The following is a 23,622-nucleotide window of genomic DNA, read 5'->3' as shown; positions in this document are numbered from 1 at the left end:
TTTTAGTTTCCGGCTACTAAAGTACTGGCTTTTTTAAAACCTTCTCAATGGGTTTTACCAAACTTCTGATAATTTGTTCTCCGCTAGGATCATCGATCAACGCTACTAGAATATATCTGCGTTCGGAATTTTCGCCCCAAACCAATATGGAATCGGAATGATAAGTTCTCCATGAGCCAGATTTGCGGAACAATCGTGCATTGGGCGCAATTTGGTCCAAAGTGTTTACGAACTTGTGATGTAATTCCGGGTCTTCCATAATAGCCAACATTTGTTCGGAACGCTTTTCATTGACCAATTTTCCGTTCGCCAATAAATAGTAGTACCTACATACTTGTGTTACCGTGGCCGCATGGCTTAAGTTTTTAAGAGGTTCCCTATTGGTGTTGCCTCCTCCTCCATAACGCTTGCCTACCCATAGACCACCACCTTTATCCTCATCGTAAAAATTATATTTTGGGTCCGTCATGACCGCCTCTAACTTCGCATAGCCAACTCGGTCTATCATACGCGTAGATGCGGCGTTGTTAGATTTGCTGATCATAAGGCGCATGTCTTTTTTTACTTCGGCTGTTTCCTTAAGCTCGCCTTTATCAATGGCATCCATTGCAGCCAAAAGAATGGCAATTTTAGGTAAACTTGCGGCATACATCATATGGTTACCATTTACACGGGCAAAGCGCACATTGTCAGGGTCGCTTAAATCTACAATGCCTACGGCCATTTTTTTCTGGGATATGAGCCTATTCCAATCGGCATGTGCCGCTAACTCACTTTCAAGCTTGGTTTGTAAAGAACTGTCTAAAAGTTTGGATAGTGGTTTTATTCTAGTATCCTCGGTAGGTATAGGTAGCTCATTTTGAGCCGATACCAAAGTGCTTGCGATAAGCGAGAAAACGAAAAAGAAACGTTTTGATTTCATTGATTTTATCATGGTTTAAAAATGTAGTCAAAAGTAGATAATCCACTGACAGGTAGTATGTTAATTTTTGATGTATGCCGCTTGTCGACAAACCCAATAGAATGGCTCAGTGCAACCAGAGGCACTTAGAAAATATGTTAAATTCCGAAATGAAAGTTAAAAATAATGTACCTATGCACCCATTTTTCAAGAAATAAAATCTAAATTTTAATTGTATTTATCAGACTAAATAATGTACCTTAAAAAAGAACGGAACCCTAAAAAATGAACCTAAAGGACGGTGTAAAATCCGCAGAGAATAAAGTGTCATCCGAAGCCAGAAAACTAAGTGTTTTGGTTAAGGATACAACGAAATCCCTAGTAGATAGATTGGAGTGTTATGAGGATATCATCAGCTTAGAAGTTGGGGATACGGGACTGAGTAGGGCAAAGACCTTGGAACGAGAGTTCGATGTGCGCCAGCTTTATATAAAGTACGAAGGAGATAACCCTACCGGTACACAAAAGGACAGAATTGCTTTTGCACAGTTGTATGACGCATTACGTAGGGAATATAAGGTGGTTTCCCTGGCTACTTGCGGTAATTATGGTGTGGCAATGGCTTTAGCGGCAGATTTAGCGGGCATAGCTTGTAAAGTATACATACCGGAAACCTATCACACGGACAGAATCGCGGAGATTGAACGTTTGAACGCCGAAATTATTAGATTACCGGGAAGCTATGAAGAGGTGGTGATGAAAAGCACGGAGCATGCTAGTCGGAATGGATGGTACGATGCCAATCCTGGCGGTTCCAATACACCGTTGCAGATATCCGCTTATGCGCAAATTGCCCAGGAGATTTTCGAAGATTTAGGAGACGCACCAAAATATTGTGCCGTTCCGGTTTCCAACGGTACTTTGTTCGCTGGAATCTATAGAGGATTCGTTAGTTTGTACAAGCGTGGTAAAACATCACGGATACCCAAGATGGTCGCGGCCTCTTCGTCCTTTAAAAACCCTATCATTCAATCCTTTTTGCAAGGATTGGACCATTGTAAGGATTTGAATCCCGATAAAATCAAGGAGACCGTCTATAACGAACCTTTGATCAACTGGCACAGTTTTGATGGCGAAGAAGCCTTATATGCTTTAAAGGAATCCAACGGAAGTGCCTACAATATCAGCGATAAGAAATTACGTGAAATGACGGCATTATTGGCAAAAAAAGAAGGTTTTAAAATCTTACCGGCGGCTACAGCAGGCTTAATAGGCTTGTTGGAATTAGATGAAGAATTAAATTTGGAGCCCGACCGTTTTGTGGCCGTGCTCACTGCAAAACATTAATGGATTCCTTTTTAGAAGAGAATCACAACTAAAAATATAGTATGAAAAAAGTAATAGATGGTAAAGCCCTGGTATACTGCGAAGGCGCTTTTAATACACCGAACGGAAAAACGGCCCATGGTCTCGTACGTTTTACGGAACGGTATGAAATAGTGGGGGTGCTTGACGAAAAATATGCCGGTAAGGACGCTGGTGATGTTTTGGACGGAAGACCCAATAATATTCCTATTTTTAGTAATATTGAAACAGCAGTTTCGCAATTAAGCGTCACGGATAACATGCCAACTTATTTGGTCATAGGACTTGCACCGGACGGTGGTCGCTTACCCCAAGTGGCCAAAGCTACTATTAGAAAAGCGTTGGAAAAAGGATGGAACGTGGATAGTGGGCTCCATGATTTTCTCACCAATGATTCGGACTTAATGGCTGTGGCTCGAAAAAATAATTGTCAGGTACGGGACATCAGAAAAACACCGGACCGTGATAAACTCCATTTCTTTACTGGTGCTATTGAAAAGGTAGATTGTTTAAAACTGGCCGTATTGGGTACGGATTCCGCTTTGGGAAAACGTACCACCGCTTGGTTGTTGGTACACGCTTTTAGAGCTGCCGGAAAAAAGGCGGAAATGATAGGGACCGGACAGACCGGCTGGATGCAGGGTGCCAAATACAGTATGGTAATGGACAGTTGCATCAACGATTTTGTTTCGGGAGAAATAGAACATGCCGTGGTGAGTGCTTTTAAGAACGAGTCTCCTGATGTAATCGTCATTGAAGGTCAGGGCAGTCTAATGAATCCGGCCTATCCCGGCGGATTCGAAATTTTGGCTGCGGGTCGCCCCGATTATGTGATTTTACAACACGCACCCACACGTGTGGAATATGATGGTTTTCCAGGTTATAAAATGCACTCTTTGAAGGAACAGATAAATGCAATTCAAGTAATTTCAGGAAAAGAAGTCATTGCCATAACTGTAAATCATGAAGGTATGACCAAGGAGGAAATACCTGAAGCATGTAAACAGATTACCCTGGAGACCAAACTCCCAGCGTTCGATGTACTGGAATATGGAGCAAAGGAATTGGTTCACTTGCTCATGGAAAAGCTGAAATGAAAATCACAAGAATTTCTTACGAACGTCTCGATTTAAAATTGGCCGTTCCCTATACGATTGCTTACGAGACCATAGACCGAACCACTAATTTCATTCTAAAGATAGAAACGGATGGGAAATGGGTGGGCTACGGATGCGCCGCACCTGATAAAGTGGTAACCGGCGAGACACCTGAGGATGTAGAAAAAGCCATTAACCATGAGATTACGGATTACCTAATAGGAAAGGACCCCTTTACCTACGCCTTTTTATTGATGGAGTTGAAACAGGTACTGGGCAAAAGGGCCTCTTCTTTGGCTATGGTAGATTTGGCCCTGTTCGATTTGATCGCTAAAAAAGCGGAGGTACCCTTGTATAAATTTTTGGGTGGATTTCAACATCAGATCGCGACCAGCATTACAATTGGAATCCTTCCATTGGAAGAGACCTTAAAGCACGCTTCGGAATATGTGCGGCAAGGCTTTACGATCATCAAGATTAAAGGGGGAAGCAACCTAGAGGAGGATGTGGAGAAAATGAAAAAGCTTTATGAAACGTATCCGGATATTACTTGGCGTTTTGACGGTAACCAAGGCTATTCCGTGAAAGATTCCATAGCATTTGTTAAAGCCACGGCCGCCATTGGTATTGAAATTTTTGAACAGCCAACAAAAGTGGAAGCGGAGGAACGTTTGGGACAGGTTACGGACCAAGTTGCCATACCGGTAATGGCGGACGAAAGCCTTAAAACGTTAACGGATGCTTTTCGTTTGGCGCAGAACGAACGTGTGGATATGATCAACATAAAACTACAGAAAGTAGGAGGTATCATGGTGGGCATGCACATTAATTCCGTGGCCAAATCCGCTAATTTGGAGACCATGGTGGGCTGTATAGACGAGTGTGGTCTTGGTATAGCCGCAGGACTTCATTTTGCGCTCTCACGCCCCAATATTGTATATGCCGATTTAGACGGGCACCTAGAATTATTGGAGGATCCTTACAAAGGTATTTTTACCTTGCGGAACGGTATCTTATATCCAACTGAAAAATATGGTTTGGGCCTATAGGCGCTACCGTAGTCCTAACTGTCAATTTCATCTATCAGATTTGCTACTAAGGCCGTCCATCCGGTTTGATGGGATGCTCCCAGGCCGCGTCCGTTTTCGCCATGGAAATATTCATAGAAAAGGATATGGTCCTTAAAATGTTCTTTTTGATAGGTTGTTTCGTATAAGGCGTTAAAGGGTCTGTTTCCTTTTTCGTCCTTTTCAAAAATCTTAATAAGACGCTTACTTAGTTCCGTGCTTATCTCTTGAAGATTCAACTTTTTGGTCCCGCCGGTGGGATATTCAAATTTCAGGTCGTTACCACAGTAACTAAAATATTCCCGCAGGGAATGAATAAAAAGATAGTTCAAAGGCATCCAAACGGGCCCGCGCCAGTTTGAGTTTCCTCCAAAAAGCGATACGGTAGATTCCGCAGGCTCATAATTAATGGAATAATTGATGCCCTCGATTTCTATTTCGTACGGTTTTTGATGAATCTGGGAAAGCGACCTGATGCCGTATGGACTCAAAAATTCCTTTTCGTCTAACAAACTCTTTATTAGTAACTGCATCCTATCCCTAGGAACTAGGGAAAGCAGCAAATCTTCGCCCTCCGCAAATTCCTGAATTACGGGGTATTTAAGGTTTTCTGAGCGGTATTTTTTAAACCATACCACACTCGCCTTGAACTTGGGAAGCTTATCCAAGGTTTCTTTTTTAATGGTCAAAACCGCCGCAAGCGATAACATGCCGGCTATAGACCTTATTTTAATGGGAGCGGAACGCCCGTCGGGTAAAATGAGACGATCATAGAAGAAGCCTTCCTTATCGTCCCAGGTGGCGTAGTTGTTATCCATTTGGTTTAAGGCCTCGGCTATGAATATAAAATGTCCGAAATACTTAGTGGCCATTTCCTCATAGGTTTCGTCGACCATTGCAATTTCAAGGCTCATCTCCAGCATATTCAAACAGTAGAGCGCCATCCACGCCGTACCATCTACTTGTTCTAGAATACCGTTACCGGGAACACCGTGACTACGGTCAAAAACACCAATATTGTCCAGTCCTAGAAAGCCTCCCTGGAATACGTTATTGTTATTGCCGTCCAAACGGTTTACCCACCAGGTAAAGTTCAAGGATAATTTATTGAATATACGTTTCAAGAACTTGACATCGCTAGAACCTGTTTTTTGTCTGTCGGTTTTGTAAATACGTAGGGCGGACCATGCCTGCACCGGCGGATTCACATCACTGAAGTTCCATTCATAGGCGGGAATTTGTCCGTTGGGCGCCATGTACCATTCCTTAGTGAACAATAGGAGTTGTTCCTTAGCAAAATCGGGGTCTATAAGGGCAAAGGAAGCGCAATGAAAGGCAGAATCCCAAGCGGCATACCACGGATATTCCCAAGCATCTGGCATGGAAAGTACGTCATGGTTACGTAAGGTTTTCCAACTATTATTTCTTCCGGATAAGCGTTCTTGGGGTGGTTGCGAATTTTTAGAATCTCCTTTTAACCATTGCTCCACCTCATAATTGTAATACTGTTTTGTCCAAAGTAAGCCTGCGAAAGCTTGTTTTAGAACGGCTCTTTTGTCGGTCGTAGTTTTTGGTGCCAGATTACCGTAAAAGGTGTTGCACTCTTCTTCTCGCTCCTTAAAAATGACGTCAAAAGATGCATCCAAAGGATTTTTCAGTGCCTTTTCCGAAAGACGCAGTTTAAAGGTTTTAGATTGTCCGCCTTCTAATGTAATTTGATACATAGGCGCAAATTTGGTCCCATTTTTATTCTTGGTGGCCAACTTGAAATCGTTGGAAAGTACGGCCTTATGAAAAAGGTCCTTCTTAAACGGGTGACTATTCTTCTGAAGATAAATACTTTCCCGGTTCGTTTCGTTTTCGGTGAAGAGTAACTCACTTGCCTCCTCAAAATAGAGTTGGTAATTCCCTACGTACGGATGGTCAATGGCTACATATGGCACTTTGTTTTGGATGCGTTTCTGGATTTTGGGTTTTCTGGACATTTCCTTAAAGGTCCAATGATTACGCATGGTCAAGGTGGGTAAGAGCGTTAGGTTGGCCGCCTCCGTATGTCTATTGGTTACGGTTACCTTTATAAGGATATCCTTTTCATCTGCCTTGGCATATTCGGTTACGACATCAAAATATGCATTGTTATCAAAAACACCCGTATCCAATAGTTCATATTCTAGATCATTCCGGCCCCTGTTCTGGTTTTCGGCTACTAGTTTATCGTAGGGAAATTTCTTTTGGGGATATTTGTACAAATGTTTCATGTACGAATGCGAAGGCGTGTTTGCCAAATAATAGTACAATTCCTTGACGTCTTCTCCGTGATTTCCCTGTGGGCCGGTTAGTCCAAATAAACGCTCCTTGATGATTGGGTCTTTGCCATTCCATAGCCCAATTCCGAAACAGATATTGCAATACCTGTCGGAGAAACCGGCAATACCGTCCTCTCCCCATCTATAGGCCCTACTTCTGGCATGTTCATGTGGAAAATAGTTCCACGCGTCTCCGTTGGCGCTATAATCCTCCCGCACCGTTCCCCACTGCCGTTCACTAAGATAAGGGCCCCATTTGAGCCAATCTTTCTTTTTGGTCTGTTGTTCGTGGAGTCTTTTTTCTTCTTCGTTTTGCATAGGAGTTTCGGTTTAAAAGGAATGAAATGAAGCTAGGAATCTGAATGATTATTGCAAGAAAAGTTTAAACAGCTTTTTGTACCACTTCGAATACACGATTAGCGTCGCACTTAATGGTCTTTGAAGGGTATTTTAAGATTAAGGCGTAATCGTGGGTGGCCATTAAGATGGTACGTCCGGATTTATTGATTTCTTGAAGTACTTTCATGACCTCTACGCTGGTCTGTGGGTCTAGGTTTCCGGTAGGCTCATCCGCCAGAATCAGTTCGGGGTCGTTCAACAAGGCCCTAGCAATGGCAACCCGTTGTTGTTCACCCCCGGAGATTTCATGCGGAAACTTAAAACCTTTGGTCTTCATGCCCACCTTTTCCAGCACCTCAAGGACTTGAGCATCCATTTTAGGTTTGTCTTTCCAGCCTGTAGCCTTTAATACAAAAAGCATGTTTTCGTTGATGTTCCTGTCCGGTAATAGTTTAAAATCCTGAAAAACGATGCCAAGTTTACGTCTCAGGAACGGGATATCGTTTTCTTTTAAATTTTTTAGATTAAAATCCACTATTTTACCTTCGCCTTTTTTTAAGGGCAAATCACCGTAGAGTGTTTTCATAAAGCTACTTTTTCCACTTCCGGTCTTACCAATAAGGTAGACGAACTCCCCCTTTGATACCTCAATGTTCACCTCGCTCAAAACAAGGCTTTCTTTTTGAAAAATAGCAGCATCCTTTAGCTCCAGAACAGTCTCTTCCATAGTCTTAATGTTGATATAAAAGTAATAAGTTCCCTGCGATTTTAAAGAACGGTTTTTTAAATTCTTTTCTTTTGTTGTTACGCAGTACATACTTAGGTACAATATTTGTCGTTATCCTTTGTAATACTTAGGTATTTCATAATAGTCAGAGAACGCTATGCATAAAAAACTTACCTTTCTTATTCCTCTTTTTACAGGAATACTCTGGACGGTCAATGCCCAGGAAACTAAGATTTACACCCACGAGAAGAAAGATTTTCAGGATGCACTGACCCTGTACAATAATGAACAGTATCAGGCTGCACAAACTATTTTTGAAAAGGTCCAGGCCACTACCAAAGATGAAGAGACCGCGGCCAACAGTGCTTATTATGTCGCCAACGCAGCTGTGCGCCTAAATCAGTATGGTGCGGATAGGCTAATGGAAGACTTTGTTGAAAAGTACCCTACCTCTACCAAGCGAAACTCCGCCTTCGCGGATGTGGCGGAATATTATTTTGAAACGGGTAAGTATCCGTATGCTTTAAAATGGTACAATAAAGTGGATCAGAGTGCGCTTTCGCGAAACGAGATGGACAAGTTTAATTTTAACTACGGTTATTCCTTGTTCTCATCCAGAAAGACCGATGATGCGGAAAAGTATCTGGAGAAAGTGACTACCTCACCCATCTATGGTTCCCAGGCAAAATATTATTTAGGCTATATTTCCTATCAGCAAGACGATTATGAGGAAGCCAACCAACGTTTTGACCAGATAACGGACCAAGACGTGTTGGAGGAAAAACTGAGCTATTATCAGGCAGATATGAATTTTAAGCTAGGTAAGTTCGAGGAGGCTATCGCGCTAGCTAAAAAACAACTGCCAAAATCTGACCGTAAAGAAGTTTCCGAACTTAACAAGATTATTGGGGAGAGTTATTTTAATCTCAACCAATTCAGTAATGCTATTCCATATTTGGAACAGTACAAGGGAAAACGCGGTAAATGGAACAATACCGATTACTACTTGTTGGGCTATTCCTATTACAAGCAAGAAGATTATGCGAACGCCATTCAGCAGTTCAATAAAATTATAGGGGGAACCAATAGTGTATCCCAGAACGCCTATTATCATTTGGCGGAATGTTATCTAAAGTTGGACAAAAAACAAGAGGCCTTAAACGCCTTTAGGAATGCTTCCCAAATGGATTTTAAACCTGAAATACAAAAGGATGCCTTTTTGAACTACGCTAGGTTGAGCTACGAAATAGGTAATGCCTATGAACCGGTGCCACAAGTAATCACCAATTATCTGGAAACCTATCCTAATGATGAGCACCAACAAGAAATGCAGACCTTGTTGGTAGATTCCTATATTACTTCCAAAAACTTTGCGGGCGCTATGGAATTGCTGGAAAAGAATAAGAACTATGCCAGTAAAGCCACCTACCAAAAAGTAGCTTATTACAGGGGTATTGAACTTTTTATGGAGTCCGATTACGGTGGTGCTTCCGAAAATCTTGGAAAATCCCTATCCAGTGCCGAGGATGCCCTATTTACAGCAAGGGCAAATTATTGGAAGGCAGAAGCGGATTACCTACTGAACCGCTTTGAGGAAGCTGTGACCGGTTTTAGGGCCTTCAAGCAAAATCAAAATGCCAATCTGGTGCCGGAAGGTCAGGATGTAGATTACAGTTTGGCCTATTCCTATTTTAAGCAGAAGGACTATGCTAATGCCATCACCTATTTTAACGCCTATACCAGTGGCGGAGGCAGTGAGGTGGAAAAGTTGAATGACGGCTACCTTAGGTTAGGTGATAGTTATTTTGCTACTAGTAAATACTGGCCGGCCATTGAAACCTATAATAAGGCTCTTGCGTTGACCGGACCAGAAAAGGACTATGCCTCGTATCAAAAGGCAATGAGCTATGGCTTCGTTGGAAGAGGAGCTACAAAAATTGAGAACCTGGAAAGTTTTGTTTCCCAATATCCAAGGTCTAGCTTTAAGGACGATGCCCTCTTTGAGCTTGGAAATTCTTACGTTACAGCTGGAAAGGAAACAAAAGGCCTCAAAGCCTATGACAGACTTATTAGTGAGTATAGAGGAAGTTCCCTTGTTCCGCAAGCTTTGATGCGTCAAGGATTAATTCACTACAACGGGAATAGGAACGAGGCCGCCCTAGCCAAGTTTAAGACCGTGGTGAGGGACTTTCCTAAAACCCAAGAAGCAGTGCAAGCGGTAGCTACGGCGAAACTGGTCTATGTAGATTTAGGCCGTGTGGACGAATATGCGGCATGGGTCGGTGATCTGGATTTTGTTGAGGTAACGGATACGGAACTGGATAACGCCAGCTTTGAGTCTGCACAAAAGCAGAACAGGGACGGTAATAAAGATGCCGCCATACGAGGGTTTAAAAACTATATTGAGCAGTTTCCGAACGGGCTTCATGCCGTGGATGCCAACTTCAGTTTAGCACAGTTGTATTTTGGAAAAGGCGATAAGGAAGCTGCAATTCCCTATTACAAATACGTTGCGGACAGAAGCACCAGTGAGTATGCGGAGCAGGCATTGACACGTGTCTGTGAGGTATATATCGGAAGGCAAGATTATGCAACGGCCTTGCCGTACTTATTGAAGTTGGAAGATCAAGCGAACATTCAACAGAACAGGACTTTTGCCCAGTCTAACTTAATGAAGGGCTATTATGGACAGAAGAATTACAGCAAGACCCTGGAATATGCCGATAAAGTTTTGGCCACTCCGAGTATAGATAATCGTATTAAAAGCGATGCTCAAATTATGATAGCGCGTTCTGCCATTGCCACGGGTGACGAGGCCAAGGCACAATCGGCTTATGCACAGGTGTTAAAAATTGCATCGGGCGGTACAGCTGCGGAAGCTTTGTATTATGATGCATACTTTAAGAATAAAGATGGAGATTATGAATCGTCCAATAGTTCGGTTCAGAAATTAGCAAAGGATTATGCTACCTATAAAGAATGGGGCGGAAAAGGATTGGTACTGATGGCAAAGAATTTTTACGCCTTGGGAGATGCCTACCAAGCCACCTATATCTTGGACAGCGTTATCTCAAACTTTGGTCAATATCCAGAGATCATTGCCGATGCTAAAGGAGAACTGGCCATAATAAAATCTAAGGAATCACAAAGTAATTCCTCAGTAAATCCCAATCAAAATTAATGTACCAAAGTAATAGAACACCTATGTACAAAAGCATAAAAATAAGTATTGCGCTATTGTTTTTTGGAACGCAGTTTGTTGTTGCACAGGATGATAAGACCGATGATATAGGCACGGAGACCGTTACGGTCACCAAAGCTTATACTCCTACGGTTTCGGATGCATTTAAAATTAAGTCCGTACCTAACTTGAACGACTCCATAGTCTTGCAAAAGAAGAAAATAGAGTACAGCATATTTTCGGTACCGGTAGCATCGACGTTTACCCCTTCTAAGGGAACGGCTTCAAGGGTGGAGAAAACACCGCCCCCAGTACTTTTTAATTCTTTTGCTTCCGCAGGTGGTGGAAATCCCGCAAATATTATGGCGCAATTTTATACGAGCCATGAGATTGACAGGGAGTCTAATTATACTATTGCGTTGGACCATAATAGCTCAAGGGGCGATATTGATGGTTTGCAATTGGATAACATTTTTTCCAATACCAATTTGGATGCCTCTTTTAAGAAACGTGACCGTGATTTGGACTGGGGTGCCGATATTGGGGTGAAACATCAGCTCTATAACTGGTACGGTTTGCCCGAGGGTGTTTATGATCAGGCTACGGCAGACGGAATCGATGAGCGACAGAATTACTTTATGGCAGAAGCTGCGGGACATATCAACGTGGATGATTCTTTTTTTAAGCGAGCGGACCTTAAATACCGCAGGTTTTGGGACGTGGTGGGTTCTGGTGAGAACAGGGCCATTTTTAATACCGGTTTCGAGTTTCCACTAAACGAGGAGTACTTAGGCATAAAAGCAAAAGTAGATTACGTAGGTGGAAGCTTTGAGAATGCTAATGTAAATAACGCCAATAACGATGCGGGGATAGCCTATAGTAATTTGCAGGTTGGTATCAATCCTAGTCTAACCATGTTACGGGATGACCTTGCCCTAAATCTTGGGGTGAATCTTGTTTACGGAATGGATTTGGAGAACAGTGAGGGTAATTTCTATATCTATCCGGCGGTTACGGCTTCGTACAGACTGCTAGAGGAAACCGTTATTGCCTATGGGGGCGTAGTAGGGGAGTTGCGCCAAAATTCCTACTATGATTTTGTCGATGAAAACCCTTTTGTGTCACCAACTTTAACTATTGCTCCAACCGATAGTCAATACAATGCATATATTGGCCTCAAAGGACAATTATTACCTAACCTTAGTTATAATATCAAAGGTTCCTACACGGCTGAAAACAATAGCCCCTTATTCAAATTGAACCCGCAGAATAACTTCAGGGATGATGAAAAAGGATATTATTTTGGTAACTCTTTTGAAGTGTTCTATGATGACATTAAAACCATCGGTATTTTCGGAGAGTTGAATGTTGACGTTAATCGCAACTTTACCTTGGGAATAAATGCCGAAGTCTACGATTATAATACCGAGACGGATAACCCCGCATGGAACCTGCCCAACTTAACAGGTTCCCTGTTCATGGATTATCAGATAGGTGAAAAATGGTACATGGGGGCAAACCTCTTCTTTGTCGGGGAACGTGAAGATTTTTCCACCGTCGTGGTGCAAAATGTAGCGCAATCGGATTTTCCGGCAACCCTGATTACGTTAGATAGTTATTTTGATGCTAATGCTCATGTAGGGCATCGCTTGAACGACCAATTGTCCATCTTCGTAAAGGCGGCCAATATTGCCAATAATAATTATCAGCGTTGGGCGAACTATCCGGTACAGGGTTTTCAGGTTCTAGGCGGAGCTACCTATAAGTTCGATTTTTAAGAGCATCGCCGGATAAGAAAAGGCCAAGATAAAATTTCAGGAATTCTATTTTCTTATTTTAGAGGTATCTAAGCAGTTTTTTATGAACTACAGGTGGTGCTTTTTAATGGTCTCTTTTATCAGTGCCCTGGGATATGCCCAAAAAAGTAATTCTGAAAACCTAGTTCAAAACCCAAGCTTTGAAAATTTTGTGAATTGTCCGCAAAAACTGGGGAATTTGGAGAATGACGTACTTCATTGGAAATCACCCACCATGGGTTCTACCGATTATTTCAATGGCTGTAGCCAAGCCATGGGTACGCCTAAAAATTTTAATGGGGAACAACCCGCAGATTTTGGTGTGGGTTACGTAGGGCTTTACTTCTATGCGCCCGAAGATTACCGGGAATACGTACAGGCGAGTTTGGTACAGACGCTACAAGAAGGGGTGCGCTATAAAGTGTCTTTTTATGTAAGCTTGGCAGAGCGTTCCGATTTTGCCATCAAAGAATTTGGTATTCAGTTTACAGCGCATCCGGTTGCGGTTGCTAGTAGAAAAGTGCTCTCTAGAATGCACCTCTCAAAGATACGGGGAGATATCTCTAATTATTTCGAAATTAAATATTCCGATTTCTATTCGGACAAAAAAGATTGGGTCTTAGTGGAAAAGGAATTTGTGGCCAATGGGACCGAGAATTATATGATTATCGGAAATTTTAAAAATAACAAACGTACCCAAAAATTCCGTACGAAAAGAAATATTACCCAAGGCTCATATTACTATCTGGATATGGTAACCGTTGAAACCGTAAATGGGGACAGTAGTACATCAAAGGATAAGGAAAATAAGGTGGTATTTGAACTGGACAAAACAAATACCTTTAAAAACGTACTCTTCGATTTCGATAAGACCGTGCTGATACCATCATCACGAAAAGAACTCAAAGAAATAAGGAGCTATTTGGCCAACAACCCATCGCTGAAAATTCTGATTTACGGCCATACGGATGCTATTGGCTCCAAGGCCTATAATGTTTTATTGTCCGAGAATAGGGCAAAGGCCGTTGCCCAATATTTAATACATAAGGGTATCGCTGCGGATAGGATTACCTACAAAGGTTTTGGAAGCGCAAAACCAATTAACGAGAATAGGACCAGCGCTGGTAGAAAAACAAATAGACGCGTGGAGTTTGTCATTTCCTATTGACCGCAAGGTTGAAATCGATATTTTTGGTCTTATTGTAGAACTTCGTTAGTCAGGTTCGCTACTCTTTTTCAATAGCGTATTTTTGTCTTTAGCTTTCAATTCATGCCCAACATATTTCAAAAACAACTAATAGACCCGGCAAAAAGCCCCATTTTTTACGGATACGTTATCGTGGTCATAGGAACAATCGGAATATACTGTAGTATACCGGGGCAAACTATTGGGGTTTCTGTATTTACCGATCCTGTAAAAGATGCGCTAGGTCTTTCTAGAAACCAGTTCAGTAACGCCTATATGATAGGTACCATAGCAAGTTCTTTGGTAATAGGTAGAGCCGGTGTTTGGTTTGATCGTTATGGAGCAAAGTATGTTGCTTTTTTTGCCGCCCTTACCCTTGGGATTACACTGTTTCTTTGTTCATGGTCCGCAAAGATGAGTGAGTGCTTAAGAGCACTATTAGCAACGGATTCTTGGGTGGTTTCCTTTAGTTTGATAACGGTATTGTTTTTTATACTACGTTTTGCCGGTCAAGGTGTACTTACTATGGCCTCTAGAAACGTGATCATGATTTGGTTCGATAAGAATAGAGGAAAGGTCAATGCATTCAGTAGTGTTGCACTTTCTTTCGGTTTTTCTTCCTCTCCCTTATGGATTAATGGCTTAATAGAGGGTTATGGGTGGGAATCAACATGGCAATTTTTAGCTGTGGGGTTGTTGTTCTTTAGTGTCATCATCTTTATTTTCTATAAGGTGTCCCCTGAGAAACATGGATTACTGCCCGACGGAGCGGATACTCTTTCCGTAGATGCTGAAGAGCAGATAACGGTGCGGCAGCAGTTTACCTTACAAGAGGCTAAAAAGAAAAGAGCTTTTTGGATGTATGGCCTTACATTGGCTTTCAATAGTTTTTTTATTACCGGACTCACGTTTCATGTAGTCTCTATTTTCGATAGTGAGGGTTTTTCAAAGCAAGATGCCATTTCCATTTTCCTACCAGGTTCGGTGGTGGCCGTAACCGTTTCTACCATCTTCAATTTTTTGAGTGACTACCTTCCACTAAAGTTGTATTTGTATCTGATGCTTTTTGGAGGTTTCCTGGCGTCCTTAGGATTTTTGTTGTTATCCACCTCGGCCGGTGTTCCTATGCTTATTGCTGGTTTTGGTATTTTGGGCGGATTTTTCGCCGTCTTGAACGCGGTAGCGTGGCCCCGTTTTTTCGGGAGGACGCACTTAGGAAGTATAACAGGGAAAATCATGAGTTTCTTAATATTAGCTAGTGCTTTAGCCCCAAGTATTTTTAGTCTTTGTCTCTCTACATTCGGTTCGTATAGATTGGTAGGGTATTTAGGAATCGGTTTTTTGACTTTTTTAGCGATTGGTTCCTTAAAGGCCGATAATCCGCAATAAATCGATATCCGAAAACAAAAAAATCAACTTATAAAGATGTCTATTGGCAAGCAGTTATAAAACAAGCTACCTTTACAAAAAAGTGAAATAATGGATTTAAATCTAGCAGTGTTAATAGATGGTGACAATATACCATCGGCCTATGTGAAGGAAATGATGGAAGAGATAGCCAAATACGGTAACCCTACCATTAAAAGAATTTATGGTGATTGGACCAATCCTCGCTTGGGAAAATGGAAGAACGTACTACTGGAAAATGCCATAACGCCCATACAACAATACGGCTATACACAGGGTAAGAATGCAACGGATTCTGCCATGATTATCGACGCTATGGATATATTATACTCCGGAAAAGTCAATGGTTTTTGTATCGTAAGCAGCGACAGTGATTTCACACGTTTGGCCACTAGGTTAAGGGAAGCTGGTATGCAAGTATTCGGAATCGGGGAGCGTAAGACTCCTAACCCGTTTATTGTCGCTTGTGATAAGTTTATTTATATCGAAATTTTAAAAAGTCAGGCAGAAGAATCTGCTGGAACGGGGGGTGAAAAATCTACTACGGCTAATAGGGTGGACAAGATTACGCCTAAGGAACTTAAGTTTATCTCCAATACCATCGATGATTTGGCAGATGATGACGGTTGGGCATTTTTGGGGGATGTGGGTAGTTTGTTGCAAAAGAAACAGCCCAACTTTGATGCGCGTAATTATGGCTTTCAAAAATTAACACCACTAATAAACTCCATCCCGAATTTTGAGATAGAGCGGAGAGAGGATTCCAAGGGAAGAAATAAACTTATTTATGTTAAGATAAAGGAGAAGAAAAAGAATCGTTCTACAAGATAAAATGGCGGGTCTTTTCCAATTAACGCGTTCTATTATGAAAAAACTACTATATGTTCTTGGTATCCTTGTTATCATGATTTCTTGTAAAGGTGAGCAACAGGTAACTACCACATCGGATGCCAACGGTGCTATTGATAGCCTGTTCACAGAGTTTTATTCCTTTAAGAAAAGTATTAACCCCATAGAAGCTACGAAAGCGGGGTATCAGAAATATAACGACACTGTTGCCAACTATATTTCTGATGATTATCAATTGCACTTAAAAGACCGATACACGTATTTTCTAGATGCCCTTTCTCAGTATGACTCCTTAAGTTTGAGTTCTGAGAACTGGATGAGCCTCAAGGTGATGGAGTGGGACTGTAGTATTAAATTAGAGGGTTTAATGAACCCAATAACCACGATTGCCTCTCCTATCTATGACCTCCCTAGTTTTGAATTAATGCCTTTATTTCAGATTCAATCGCTGCATTTATATATGGCGCAGTTGGGTGCAGGTTCAAGTGTACAGCCTTTTAAAACGGAAAAAGATTATAGCAATTGGTTGAAACGTTTAGAGGACTATTTGGTTTTTCTGGATACCTGTATCACCAAGATGGAAGAAAGTGTGGAGCAGGATGTCGTTTTGCCAAAAGTACTTACTTTGAAGATGCTCCCTCAGGTTCGGTCCTTCATCGATGTACCTCTAGAGGATAATTTATTCTATACGCCCGTGCTGAACATCCCTGAAACTATTTCAGATGCAAGGCAAGAGGCTATAGTAAAAGCGTATGACTCCTTTATTTCCGATAAACTTGTGCCAAAATATAAAGAACTCCACAGTTTTTTAAGACATACGTATTTGCCTGCCTGTAGAGAAACGGATGGAATAGGAGATTTACCCAATGGAGCGGATACCTATAACTATTTAATACGTTTACACACCACGACTAAACTAACCGCCGAGGAGATACATGATTTAGGCCTAAAAGAAGTGGCCCGAATCAGGGGAGAGATGGAAAAGGTAAAAGCTGAAATAGGATTTAAAGGTGATTTGAAATCATTTTTTGAGTTCATCAGGGCTAACGAAGATTTAAAACCTTTTAAGAAACCAGAGGAGGTAATCGCTAATTTCAATGCGATTAAGGAGCGAATTTATATCCGGCTGGATTCCGTCTTTACAACTAAACCAAAAGCAGGTTTTGAAGTAAGAAGGACAGAAGCGTTTAGAGAAGCTTCTGCCAGTGCGGAATATGTGCCTGGATCCAAGGACGGTGTTAGACCAGGTACGTTTTATGTACCTATTCCCAACGTGGCAGAATTCAATACCCTCCAGAACGAAGCTTTGTTTCTTCATGAGGCCGTTCCGGGGCATCATTACCAATTATCACTTCAGCAGGAAAATACGAATTTACCCGAGTTTTTGCATCCAGAAAGTATGGGCGTATTTGTAGAAGGATGGGCACTGTATGCGGAATCTTTGGGTAAAGAATTGGGATTATATGAAGACCCCTATCAATATTTTGGAATGCTAAGTATGGAAATGCACAGGGCCATTAGACTAGTGGTGGATACGGGTATACATGCAAAGGGATGGACTAGGGAAGAGGCCATAGCCTACTCCTTGAATAACGAGGCGGAATCCAAAGAGGGAGTCATTTCTGAAATAGAACGCTATATGGCGACTCCGGGCCAAGCGTTATCCTACAAAATAGGACAACTTAAAATACAGGAATTAAGAGTAAAGTCTCAGAAAGAACTGGGAGCTAAATTCGATATTAGACTTTTCCATGACCAAGTACTTAATTCTGGTAGCTTACCTTTAGTATTGCTAGAGAAAAAAATCAATACATGGATCAATAACATGAAGTGATACCTATCATCATTAAAAAGTTTAAAGATTTGGAATATTTTCAACACTTCTACGTTATGTAAAAACAACCAGTCGTTTCTAAGATGAAAAAGTATCGTAGTTTTCTTAAAATCACCATGTTGGTTTTTGCAGTAATGTCAGTGGTACCTGCCTCTTTCGCAAGTTCCAATGCATCAGGCAATGTGTCAAGTACAACAAAAACGGAAAACCCGTTTGGGGTATGGCTATACACCGCTGAGGGTACTTCTCCTGAATATAGAACGGGTGTGTTCTTTATTCGCGAAGAAAATGGCGAACATATTGTTGAGGTACAATTAGATACCGGAACCTTATCAGGTCAAGATGTACAGGTGAGCAACGATATGATTAAATTTAATATGAACATTGAGGGTCTAGAGCGTATATCTGTGGTCTTAATGGTAAGCGGAAACACTATCGAGGGAGAGACTTCCTCAGCTCGTGGAATATATAAGATTAGCGGTACCAGAAAAATACCGCCACAATAAATTTTCAAGATTCATTACGTACATAAAAAAAGGCCCGAGCTATTGCTCTGGCCTTTTTAATTCTAAACTTATATATTACCACATCAACGGCACCGCAACACGGGTCGTATCCCAACCCATGACCATATGAGCGCCACCATCAACCTCTTTAAAAGTAATGGAGAATTCTTCTAGAGCATTATCGTCCTTACTTGCCGCAGCAGTAACACGCGCTACGTCAAAAGTATCCTCGTAGAAATAAGCTCCCCATTGGTTTAATTGGCTATGAAGAATTACCGTCCACTCCTTTTCACCTGGAATGGTAAGCAAGGCATAGGTTCCTGCCTTTATGTCTTTTCCCCCGAATTTTACATCCTTATAGAATGTAATTTCAGGAGCTTCGTTAGCACCAGTTCTCCACACTTGTCCAACAGGAGCAAGCTCAGATAGGGAACGTCCCTTTAATTGTGGGCGACCGTAGGAAATTCTAACCACTTTTTCGGAAACCTTGTAGTCGCTAGGGTAAGAAGCCATATCCAAAGGACTTTTATCCAATCCAGAAAATTTCTGTGCGCTTGCGGTGGTTGTAAAAACCAAGGCAAAAATAAATGTAGTAAGTACTAATAATCTTTTCATAATTAATGTTTGTTTTTAAAGTGCTTCAAAACTAAGTAGTTCGTTCAGTTTTATGTGATAAAAAGTCGTTAAAATTTTCCTGCCTTACAGAATGATTAAATTTTCAGGGAATACCAGTTATTTGCTAATATTTTTACTATTTAATTTAGATTGTAATTAATAATTGTAATAGATATGTATGTTATTGTTTAATTATTGAAAGTTTATATTCATATTTGCTTCTTAAATTGATATAATAATAGAGATTATGTGTGGAATTGTATGTGCATTCGACGTAAAGGAAAGTACAGAGGTCTTAAGGCCTCAATTGTTGGAAATGTCAAAAAAAATCAGACATAGAGGTCCGGATTGGAGTGGAATATATTCTAATGAGAAAGCTGTTTTGGCGCATGAGCGTTTGGCTATTGTAGATCCTGCTTCTGGAAAACAACCATTATTAAGTGCCGATGGTTCATTGGTGCTAGCCGCAAACGGAGAAATTTACAATCATAGGGAACTACGCAAGCAATTTGAAGGTAGTTATGATTTTAAAACAGAATCCGATTGCGAAGTGATTTTAGCACTATATCAGGAAAAAGGAGTTTCTTTCTTGGATGAAATGAACGGAATTTTCGGATTTACCATTTATGATGCCGCCAAGGATGAGTACTTCGTGGCTCGTGACCATATGGGAATTATTCCGTTGTACATGGGATGGGACCAAAATGGGACATTTTATGTTGCTTCGGAATTAAAGGCGTTGGAAGGGACCTGTACCAAAATAGAACTATTTCCCCCAGGGCATTACTTGCATAGTTCGGATGGTGAACTTAAAAAATGGTACTCTAGGGATTGGATGGAATATGATTCCGTTAAGGAGAACGAGACCAGCATACAGGAAATAAAGGAGGCCTTGGAGGCAGCCGTTCACAGACAATTAATGTCAGATGTGCCTTATGGTGTATTACTGTCCGGAGGATTGGATTCCTCTGTAACTTCTGCTATTGCCAAAAAATATGCGCAAAAACGGGTGGAGTCAGATGATACTACAGAGGCCTGGTGGCCGCAGCTCCATTCTTTTTCGGTTGGTTTGGAAGGATCTCCCGATCTCGCTGCCGCACAAAAAGTAGCGGATCACATTGGTACGGTACACCATGAGATAAAGTTCACCATTCAAGAAGGGCTGGATGCTATACGTGATGTTATTTATAATTTGGAAACTTATGATATAACTACCATTAGGGCTTCTACGCCAATGTATTTAATGGCTAGAGTAATAAAATCCATGGGTATTAAGATGGTACTTTCAGGTGAAGGTGCAGATGAGCTTTTCGGAGGGTATCTTTACTTTCATAAAGCTCCAAATCCAAAGGAGTTTCATGAAGAAACGGTGCGTAAACTGGATAAGTTACATATGTACGATTGTCTCAGGGCAAATAAATCATTGGCAGCTTGGGGAATAGAAGGGCGTGTACCTTTTTTAGATAAAGAGTTCATGGACGTTGCCATGAGAATTAATCCCAAAGATAAGATGATCAATGGAGAGCGTATGGAAAAATGGGTGGTTCGTAAGGCATTTGAAGATATGCTGCCCGAAAGTGTTGCTTGGAGACAGAAGGAACAATTTTCGGACGGAGTTGGTTACAGTTGGATAGATACTCTAAAAGAGGTCGTTGCTGCTGAAGTTTCTGACGAGCAGTTGGCCAATGCAAAATTCAGGTTTCCTCTACAAACTCCTACGGCGAAAGAGGAATTCTATTACCGCTCTATTTTTGAACAACACTTTCCATCAGATGCGGCTGCGTTATGCGTTCCACAGGAACCTTCGGTAGCCTGTAGTACCAAGATAGCCTTGGAGTGGGACGAGGCTTTTAAAAATATGAACGACCCGTCCGGTAGGGCAGTGGCTGCCGTGCATGACGATGCTTATGTAAAATAATTGTAGTATCGGAAGATAATGCTATGCTTTCTTTTCGAAGAACGTAGTATTTTTTTATTTAATTAGTCCGTGTAAAGGTGTCATATGTTGACACCTTTACTAGTTCTAGAATGTTAAAGATAAAAGTATTGTACCGGTGCATACTTTCACTCAGTTTGTTATTAGGAATGGGATACCTTCAACTTTTCAATAAAATCTCGTAAAATAATCGGAGAAACATAGATTCCCTTTTCCAAAATTCGACCTAGAAAGAAATAGAAAGGTTTATAAATTGAAAGAATAAATCCTACTCTAAAATGTTTTTTCTTTTATCGAGGATAACTGAGAACAATTCAATTTTAACCTCCTTTTTATCGATTCAAAATATGGCTTAATTTTCCACAATTTTTGTTAATAACTTCATGACAGTGAAATGGACAAAACACTATATTCTATAGGCTATTCCGTATATTTGTAAGATTGCGAAATTTAAAGTAAACAACTTTTATTTATATGAGCGAAGAAGCAAAAAACGAGGACGAGGCAAAGAAGGATGATGCGGTAAATAAAGTGCCAGAAATTACAGGCAAGGACTATTCTGCAGATAGTATTCAGGCCTTGGAAGGTATGGAGCATGTACGCATGCGACCATCAATGTATATAGGAGATGTTGGTGTAAGAGGTTTGCACCATTTGGTGTATGAAGTCGTCGATAATTCCATCGATGAGGCCATGGGTGGACACTGCGATAGAATTTCGGTAACCATCAACGAAGATAATTCCATTACTACCAGGGATAATGGTAGGGGTATTCCTGTTGGGATGCATAAAAAAGAAGGCGTATCTGCACTAGAAGTCGTAATGACCAAAATTGGTGCAGGTGGTAAATTCGATAAAGACTCCTATAAGGTATCCGGTGGTCTACACGGTGTTGGTGTTTCTTGTGTAAACGCTTTATCCAGTCATTTAAGGGCTACAGTCTTCAAGGACGGAAAAATATGGGAACAGGAATACGAGCGTGGTAAGGCACTATATCCGGTGAAGACCATAGGAGAGTGTACTGAAGAAGATAGGGGAACCGAGGTTACCTTCTTGCCGGACACTACCATCTTTACCCAGACAATTGAGTATAGTTACGAGACGCTTTCTAGCAGAATGCGTGAACTCTCTTATTTAAATAAGGGCGTTACCATTACCATAACGGATAAAAGACAGAAAGATGACAAAGGAGAATTCGTTTCTGAGGTCTTCCACTCAACAGAAGGCTTAAAGGAATTCGTTAAGTTTTTAGATGGTAATAGAGAATCACTGATACAGAACGTGATTTCAATGGAAGGGGAAAAAAATGATATTCCCGTGGAAGTTGCAATGATTTACAATACAAGTTACACAGAGAATTTGCATTCCTATGTAAACAATATAAACACGCACGAAGGAGGTACACATTTATCCGGTTTCAGAAGGGGTTTAACCTCTACCTTAAAGAAGTATGCGGATTCTTCAGGAATGTTAGATAAGTTGAAGTTTGAAATACAAGGGGATGATTTCCGTGAGGGATTAACAGCTATAGTTTCCGTTAAGGTCGCCGAGCCACAGTTTGAAGGTCAGACCAAAACAAAACTAGGTAATAGGGAAGTATCATCAGCGGTAAGCCAGGCGGTTTCCGAGATGCTGACCAATTATTTGGAAGAACACCCCGAAGATGCTAAAGTCATTATACAAAAAGTTGTGTTAGCGGCTACCGCCAGACATGCGGCCACTAAGGCCCGTGAAATGGTGCAGCGTAAGACCGTAATGAGCATAGGAGGGTTGCCGGGGAAATTATCGGATTGTTCTGAGCAAGACCCCGCACAGTGTGAGGTATTCTTAGTTGAGGGAGATTCTGCAGGCGGTACCGCAAAACAAGGTCGCGATAGAAAGTTCCAAGCAATTTTGCCCCTTCGTGGTAAAATTCTGAACGTGGAAAAAGCGATGCCTCACCGAGTTTTCGAAAATGAGGAAATAAAGAATATTTATACTGCTCTAGGGGTGACCATAGGTACGGAGGAGGACAGTAAGGCCCTGAATCTGGAAAAACTACGTTATCATAAAGTGGTGATTATGTGTGATGCCGATGTTGACGGTAGTCACATCGAAACACTCATCCTAACTTTTTTCTTTAGATATATGAGAGAACTCATAGAGGGAGGTCATGTTTACATAGCCACACCTCCTTTATATCTTGTGAAGAAAGGACAGAAAAAACGTTACGCCTGGAATGATGAGGAACGTGATGCTATAGCGGATTCTTACAGCGGAGGAGTTAGTATTCAGCGTTATAAAGGTCTGGGTGAGATGAATGCGGAACAATTATGGGATACGACCATGAATCCGGATTTTAGGACCCTACGTCAAATTACCATTGAAAATGCAACGGAAACCGACCGCGTATTTTCTATGTTAATGGGCGATGAGGTGCCGCCAAGAAGAGAATTTATTGAGAAAAATGCTGTTTATGCGAACATTGACACATAGAAATTGATACTTACACAACAAAAACCTGCGGCAAC

At 41.3% G+C, this 23,622-nt stretch carries 16 protein-coding genes; 12 read left to right on the top strand and 4 right to left on the bottom strand.

Features of this window, described 5'->3' with window-relative positions; translation table 11 throughout:
• Nucleotides 1-16 precede the first annotated feature (16 nt).
• Nucleotides 17-922: a serine hydrolase gene (locus tag EJ994_RS08775; RefSeq protein WP_126592109.1), complete on the bottom strand. Its 906-nt coding sequence runs from the start codon at nt 920-922 to the stop codon at nt 17-19.
• Nucleotides 923-1,186: 264 nt separating this feature from the next.
• Here EJ994_RS08775 and EJ994_RS08770 point away from each other — a divergent pair, with 264 nt between their 5' ends.
• From EJ994_RS08770 to EJ994_RS08760, 3 genes are read left to right on the top strand one after another with little or no spacing between them, the layout of a single operon-like run.
• Nucleotides 1,187-2,248 carry a pyridoxal-phosphate dependent enzyme gene (locus tag EJ994_RS08770; RefSeq protein ID WP_126592108.1) on the top strand — a complete coding sequence of 354 codons (1,062 nt, stop codon included), beginning with the start codon at nt 1,187-1,189 and terminating at the stop codon, nt 2,246-2,248.
• 41 nt (nt 2,249-2,289) lie between these two features.
• On the top strand, nt 2,290-3,363 hold the full coding sequence (locus tag EJ994_RS08765; protein ID WP_126592107.1) for a DUF1611 domain-containing protein: 1,074 nt from the start codon (nt 2,290-2,292) through the stop codon (nt 3,361-3,363).
• Nucleotides 3,360-4,412: a mandelate racemase/muconate lactonizing enzyme family protein gene (locus EJ994_RS08760; RefSeq protein WP_126592106.1), complete on the top strand. Its 1,053-nt coding sequence runs from the start codon at nt 3,360-3,362 to the stop codon at nt 4,410-4,412. The genes EJ994_RS08765 and EJ994_RS08760 overlap by 4 nt, the downstream gene beginning before the upstream one ends.
• Before the next feature lie 14 nt (nt 4,413-4,426).
• On the opposite strand, the gene EJ994_RS08755 is transcribed toward EJ994_RS08760, so the two are convergent.
• Both EJ994_RS08755 and EJ994_RS08750 read right to left on the bottom strand, forming a co-directional pair.
• Nucleotides 4,427-7,054 (bottom strand): MGH1-like glycoside hydrolase domain-containing protein, encoded by a 2,628-nt coding sequence (locus EJ994_RS08755; RefSeq protein WP_126592105.1) that lies wholly within the window; start codon nt 7,052-7,054, stop codon nt 4,427-4,429.
• A 64-nt stretch (nt 7,055-7,118) separates the two neighbouring features.
• Nucleotides 7,119-7,802, bottom strand: a complete 684-nt coding sequence (locus tag EJ994_RS08750) for a cell division ATP-binding protein FtsE (RefSeq protein WP_126592104.1) — start codon at nt 7,800-7,802, stop codon at nt 7,119-7,121.
• Nucleotides 7,803-7,959: 157 nt separating this feature from the next.
• Between EJ994_RS08750 and EJ994_RS08745 the strand changes: the two genes are divergently transcribed.
• From EJ994_RS08745 to EJ994_RS08715, 7 genes are all read left to right on the top strand, one after another.
• A complete protein-coding gene (locus tag EJ994_RS08745; RefSeq protein ID WP_126592103.1) occupies nt 7,960-10,983 on the top strand; it encodes a tetratricopeptide repeat protein in 3,024 nt (1,007 codons plus the stop codon).
• Between the two features lie 23 nt (nt 10,984-11,006).
• Nucleotides 11,007-12,761: a TonB-dependent receptor gene (locus EJ994_RS08740; protein ID WP_126592102.1), complete on the top strand. Its 1,755-nt coding sequence runs from the start codon at nt 11,007-11,009 to the stop codon at nt 12,759-12,761.
• Between the two features lie 82 nt (nt 12,762-12,843).
• Nucleotides 12,844-13,947, top strand: a complete 1,104-nt coding sequence (locus tag EJ994_RS08735; protein ID WP_241240886.1) for an OmpA family protein — start codon at nt 12,844-12,846, stop codon at nt 13,945-13,947.
• A 102-nt stretch (nt 13,948-14,049) separates the two neighbouring features.
• On the top strand, nt 14,050-15,354 hold the full coding sequence (locus tag EJ994_RS08730; RefSeq protein WP_126592101.1) for an MFS transporter: 1,305 nt from the start codon (nt 14,050-14,052) through the stop codon (nt 15,352-15,354).
• A gap of 90 nt (nt 15,355-15,444) precedes the next feature.
• Nucleotides 15,445-16,203, top strand: coding sequence for an NYN domain-containing protein (locus tag EJ994_RS08725; RefSeq protein ID WP_126592100.1), 759 nt, complete (start codon nt 15,445-15,447; stop codon nt 16,201-16,203).
• 34 nt (nt 16,204-16,237) lie between these two features.
• The gene (locus EJ994_RS08720) at nt 16,238-18,055 is read left to right on the top strand and encodes a DUF885 domain-containing protein (protein WP_126592099.1); all 1,818 of its coding nucleotides are present in this window, start codon (nt 16,238-16,240) and stop codon (nt 18,053-18,055) included.
• An 83-nt stretch (nt 18,056-18,138) separates the two neighbouring features.
• A complete protein-coding gene (locus EJ994_RS08715) occupies nt 18,139-18,561 on the top strand; it encodes a hypothetical protein (RefSeq protein ID WP_126592098.1) in 423 nt (140 codons plus the stop codon).
• Between the two features lie 75 nt (nt 18,562-18,636).
• Here the strand turns inward: EJ994_RS08715 and EJ994_RS08710 are convergent, their stop codons facing one another.
• Nucleotides 18,637-19,176, bottom strand: a complete 540-nt coding sequence (locus tag EJ994_RS08710; RefSeq protein WP_126592097.1) for a DUF2911 domain-containing protein — start codon at nt 19,174-19,176, stop codon at nt 18,637-18,639.
• 247 nt (nt 19,177-19,423) lie between these two features.
• On the opposite strand from EJ994_RS08710, the gene asnB reads away from it, so the two are divergent.
• On the top strand, nt 19,424-21,094 hold the full coding sequence (gene asnB / locus EJ994_RS08705; RefSeq protein ID WP_126592096.1) for an asparagine synthase B: 1,671 nt from the start codon (nt 19,424-19,426) through the stop codon (nt 21,092-21,094).
• Between the two features lie 492 nt (nt 21,095-21,586).
• Nucleotides 21,587-23,587, top strand: coding sequence for a DNA topoisomerase (ATP-hydrolyzing) subunit B (gene gyrB, locus EJ994_RS08700; RefSeq protein WP_099572792.1), 2,001 nt, complete (start codon nt 21,587-21,589; stop codon nt 23,585-23,587).
• The last annotated feature ends 35 nt before the right edge of the window (nt 23,588-23,622 follow it).

It is taken from the genome of Maribacter sp. MJ134, from assembly GCF_003970695.1.
Classification (GTDB): Bacteria; Bacteroidota; Bacteroidia; order Flavobacteriales; family Flavobacteriaceae; genus Maribacter.
This window is presented reverse-complemented; position numbering and strand designations above follow the sequence as displayed.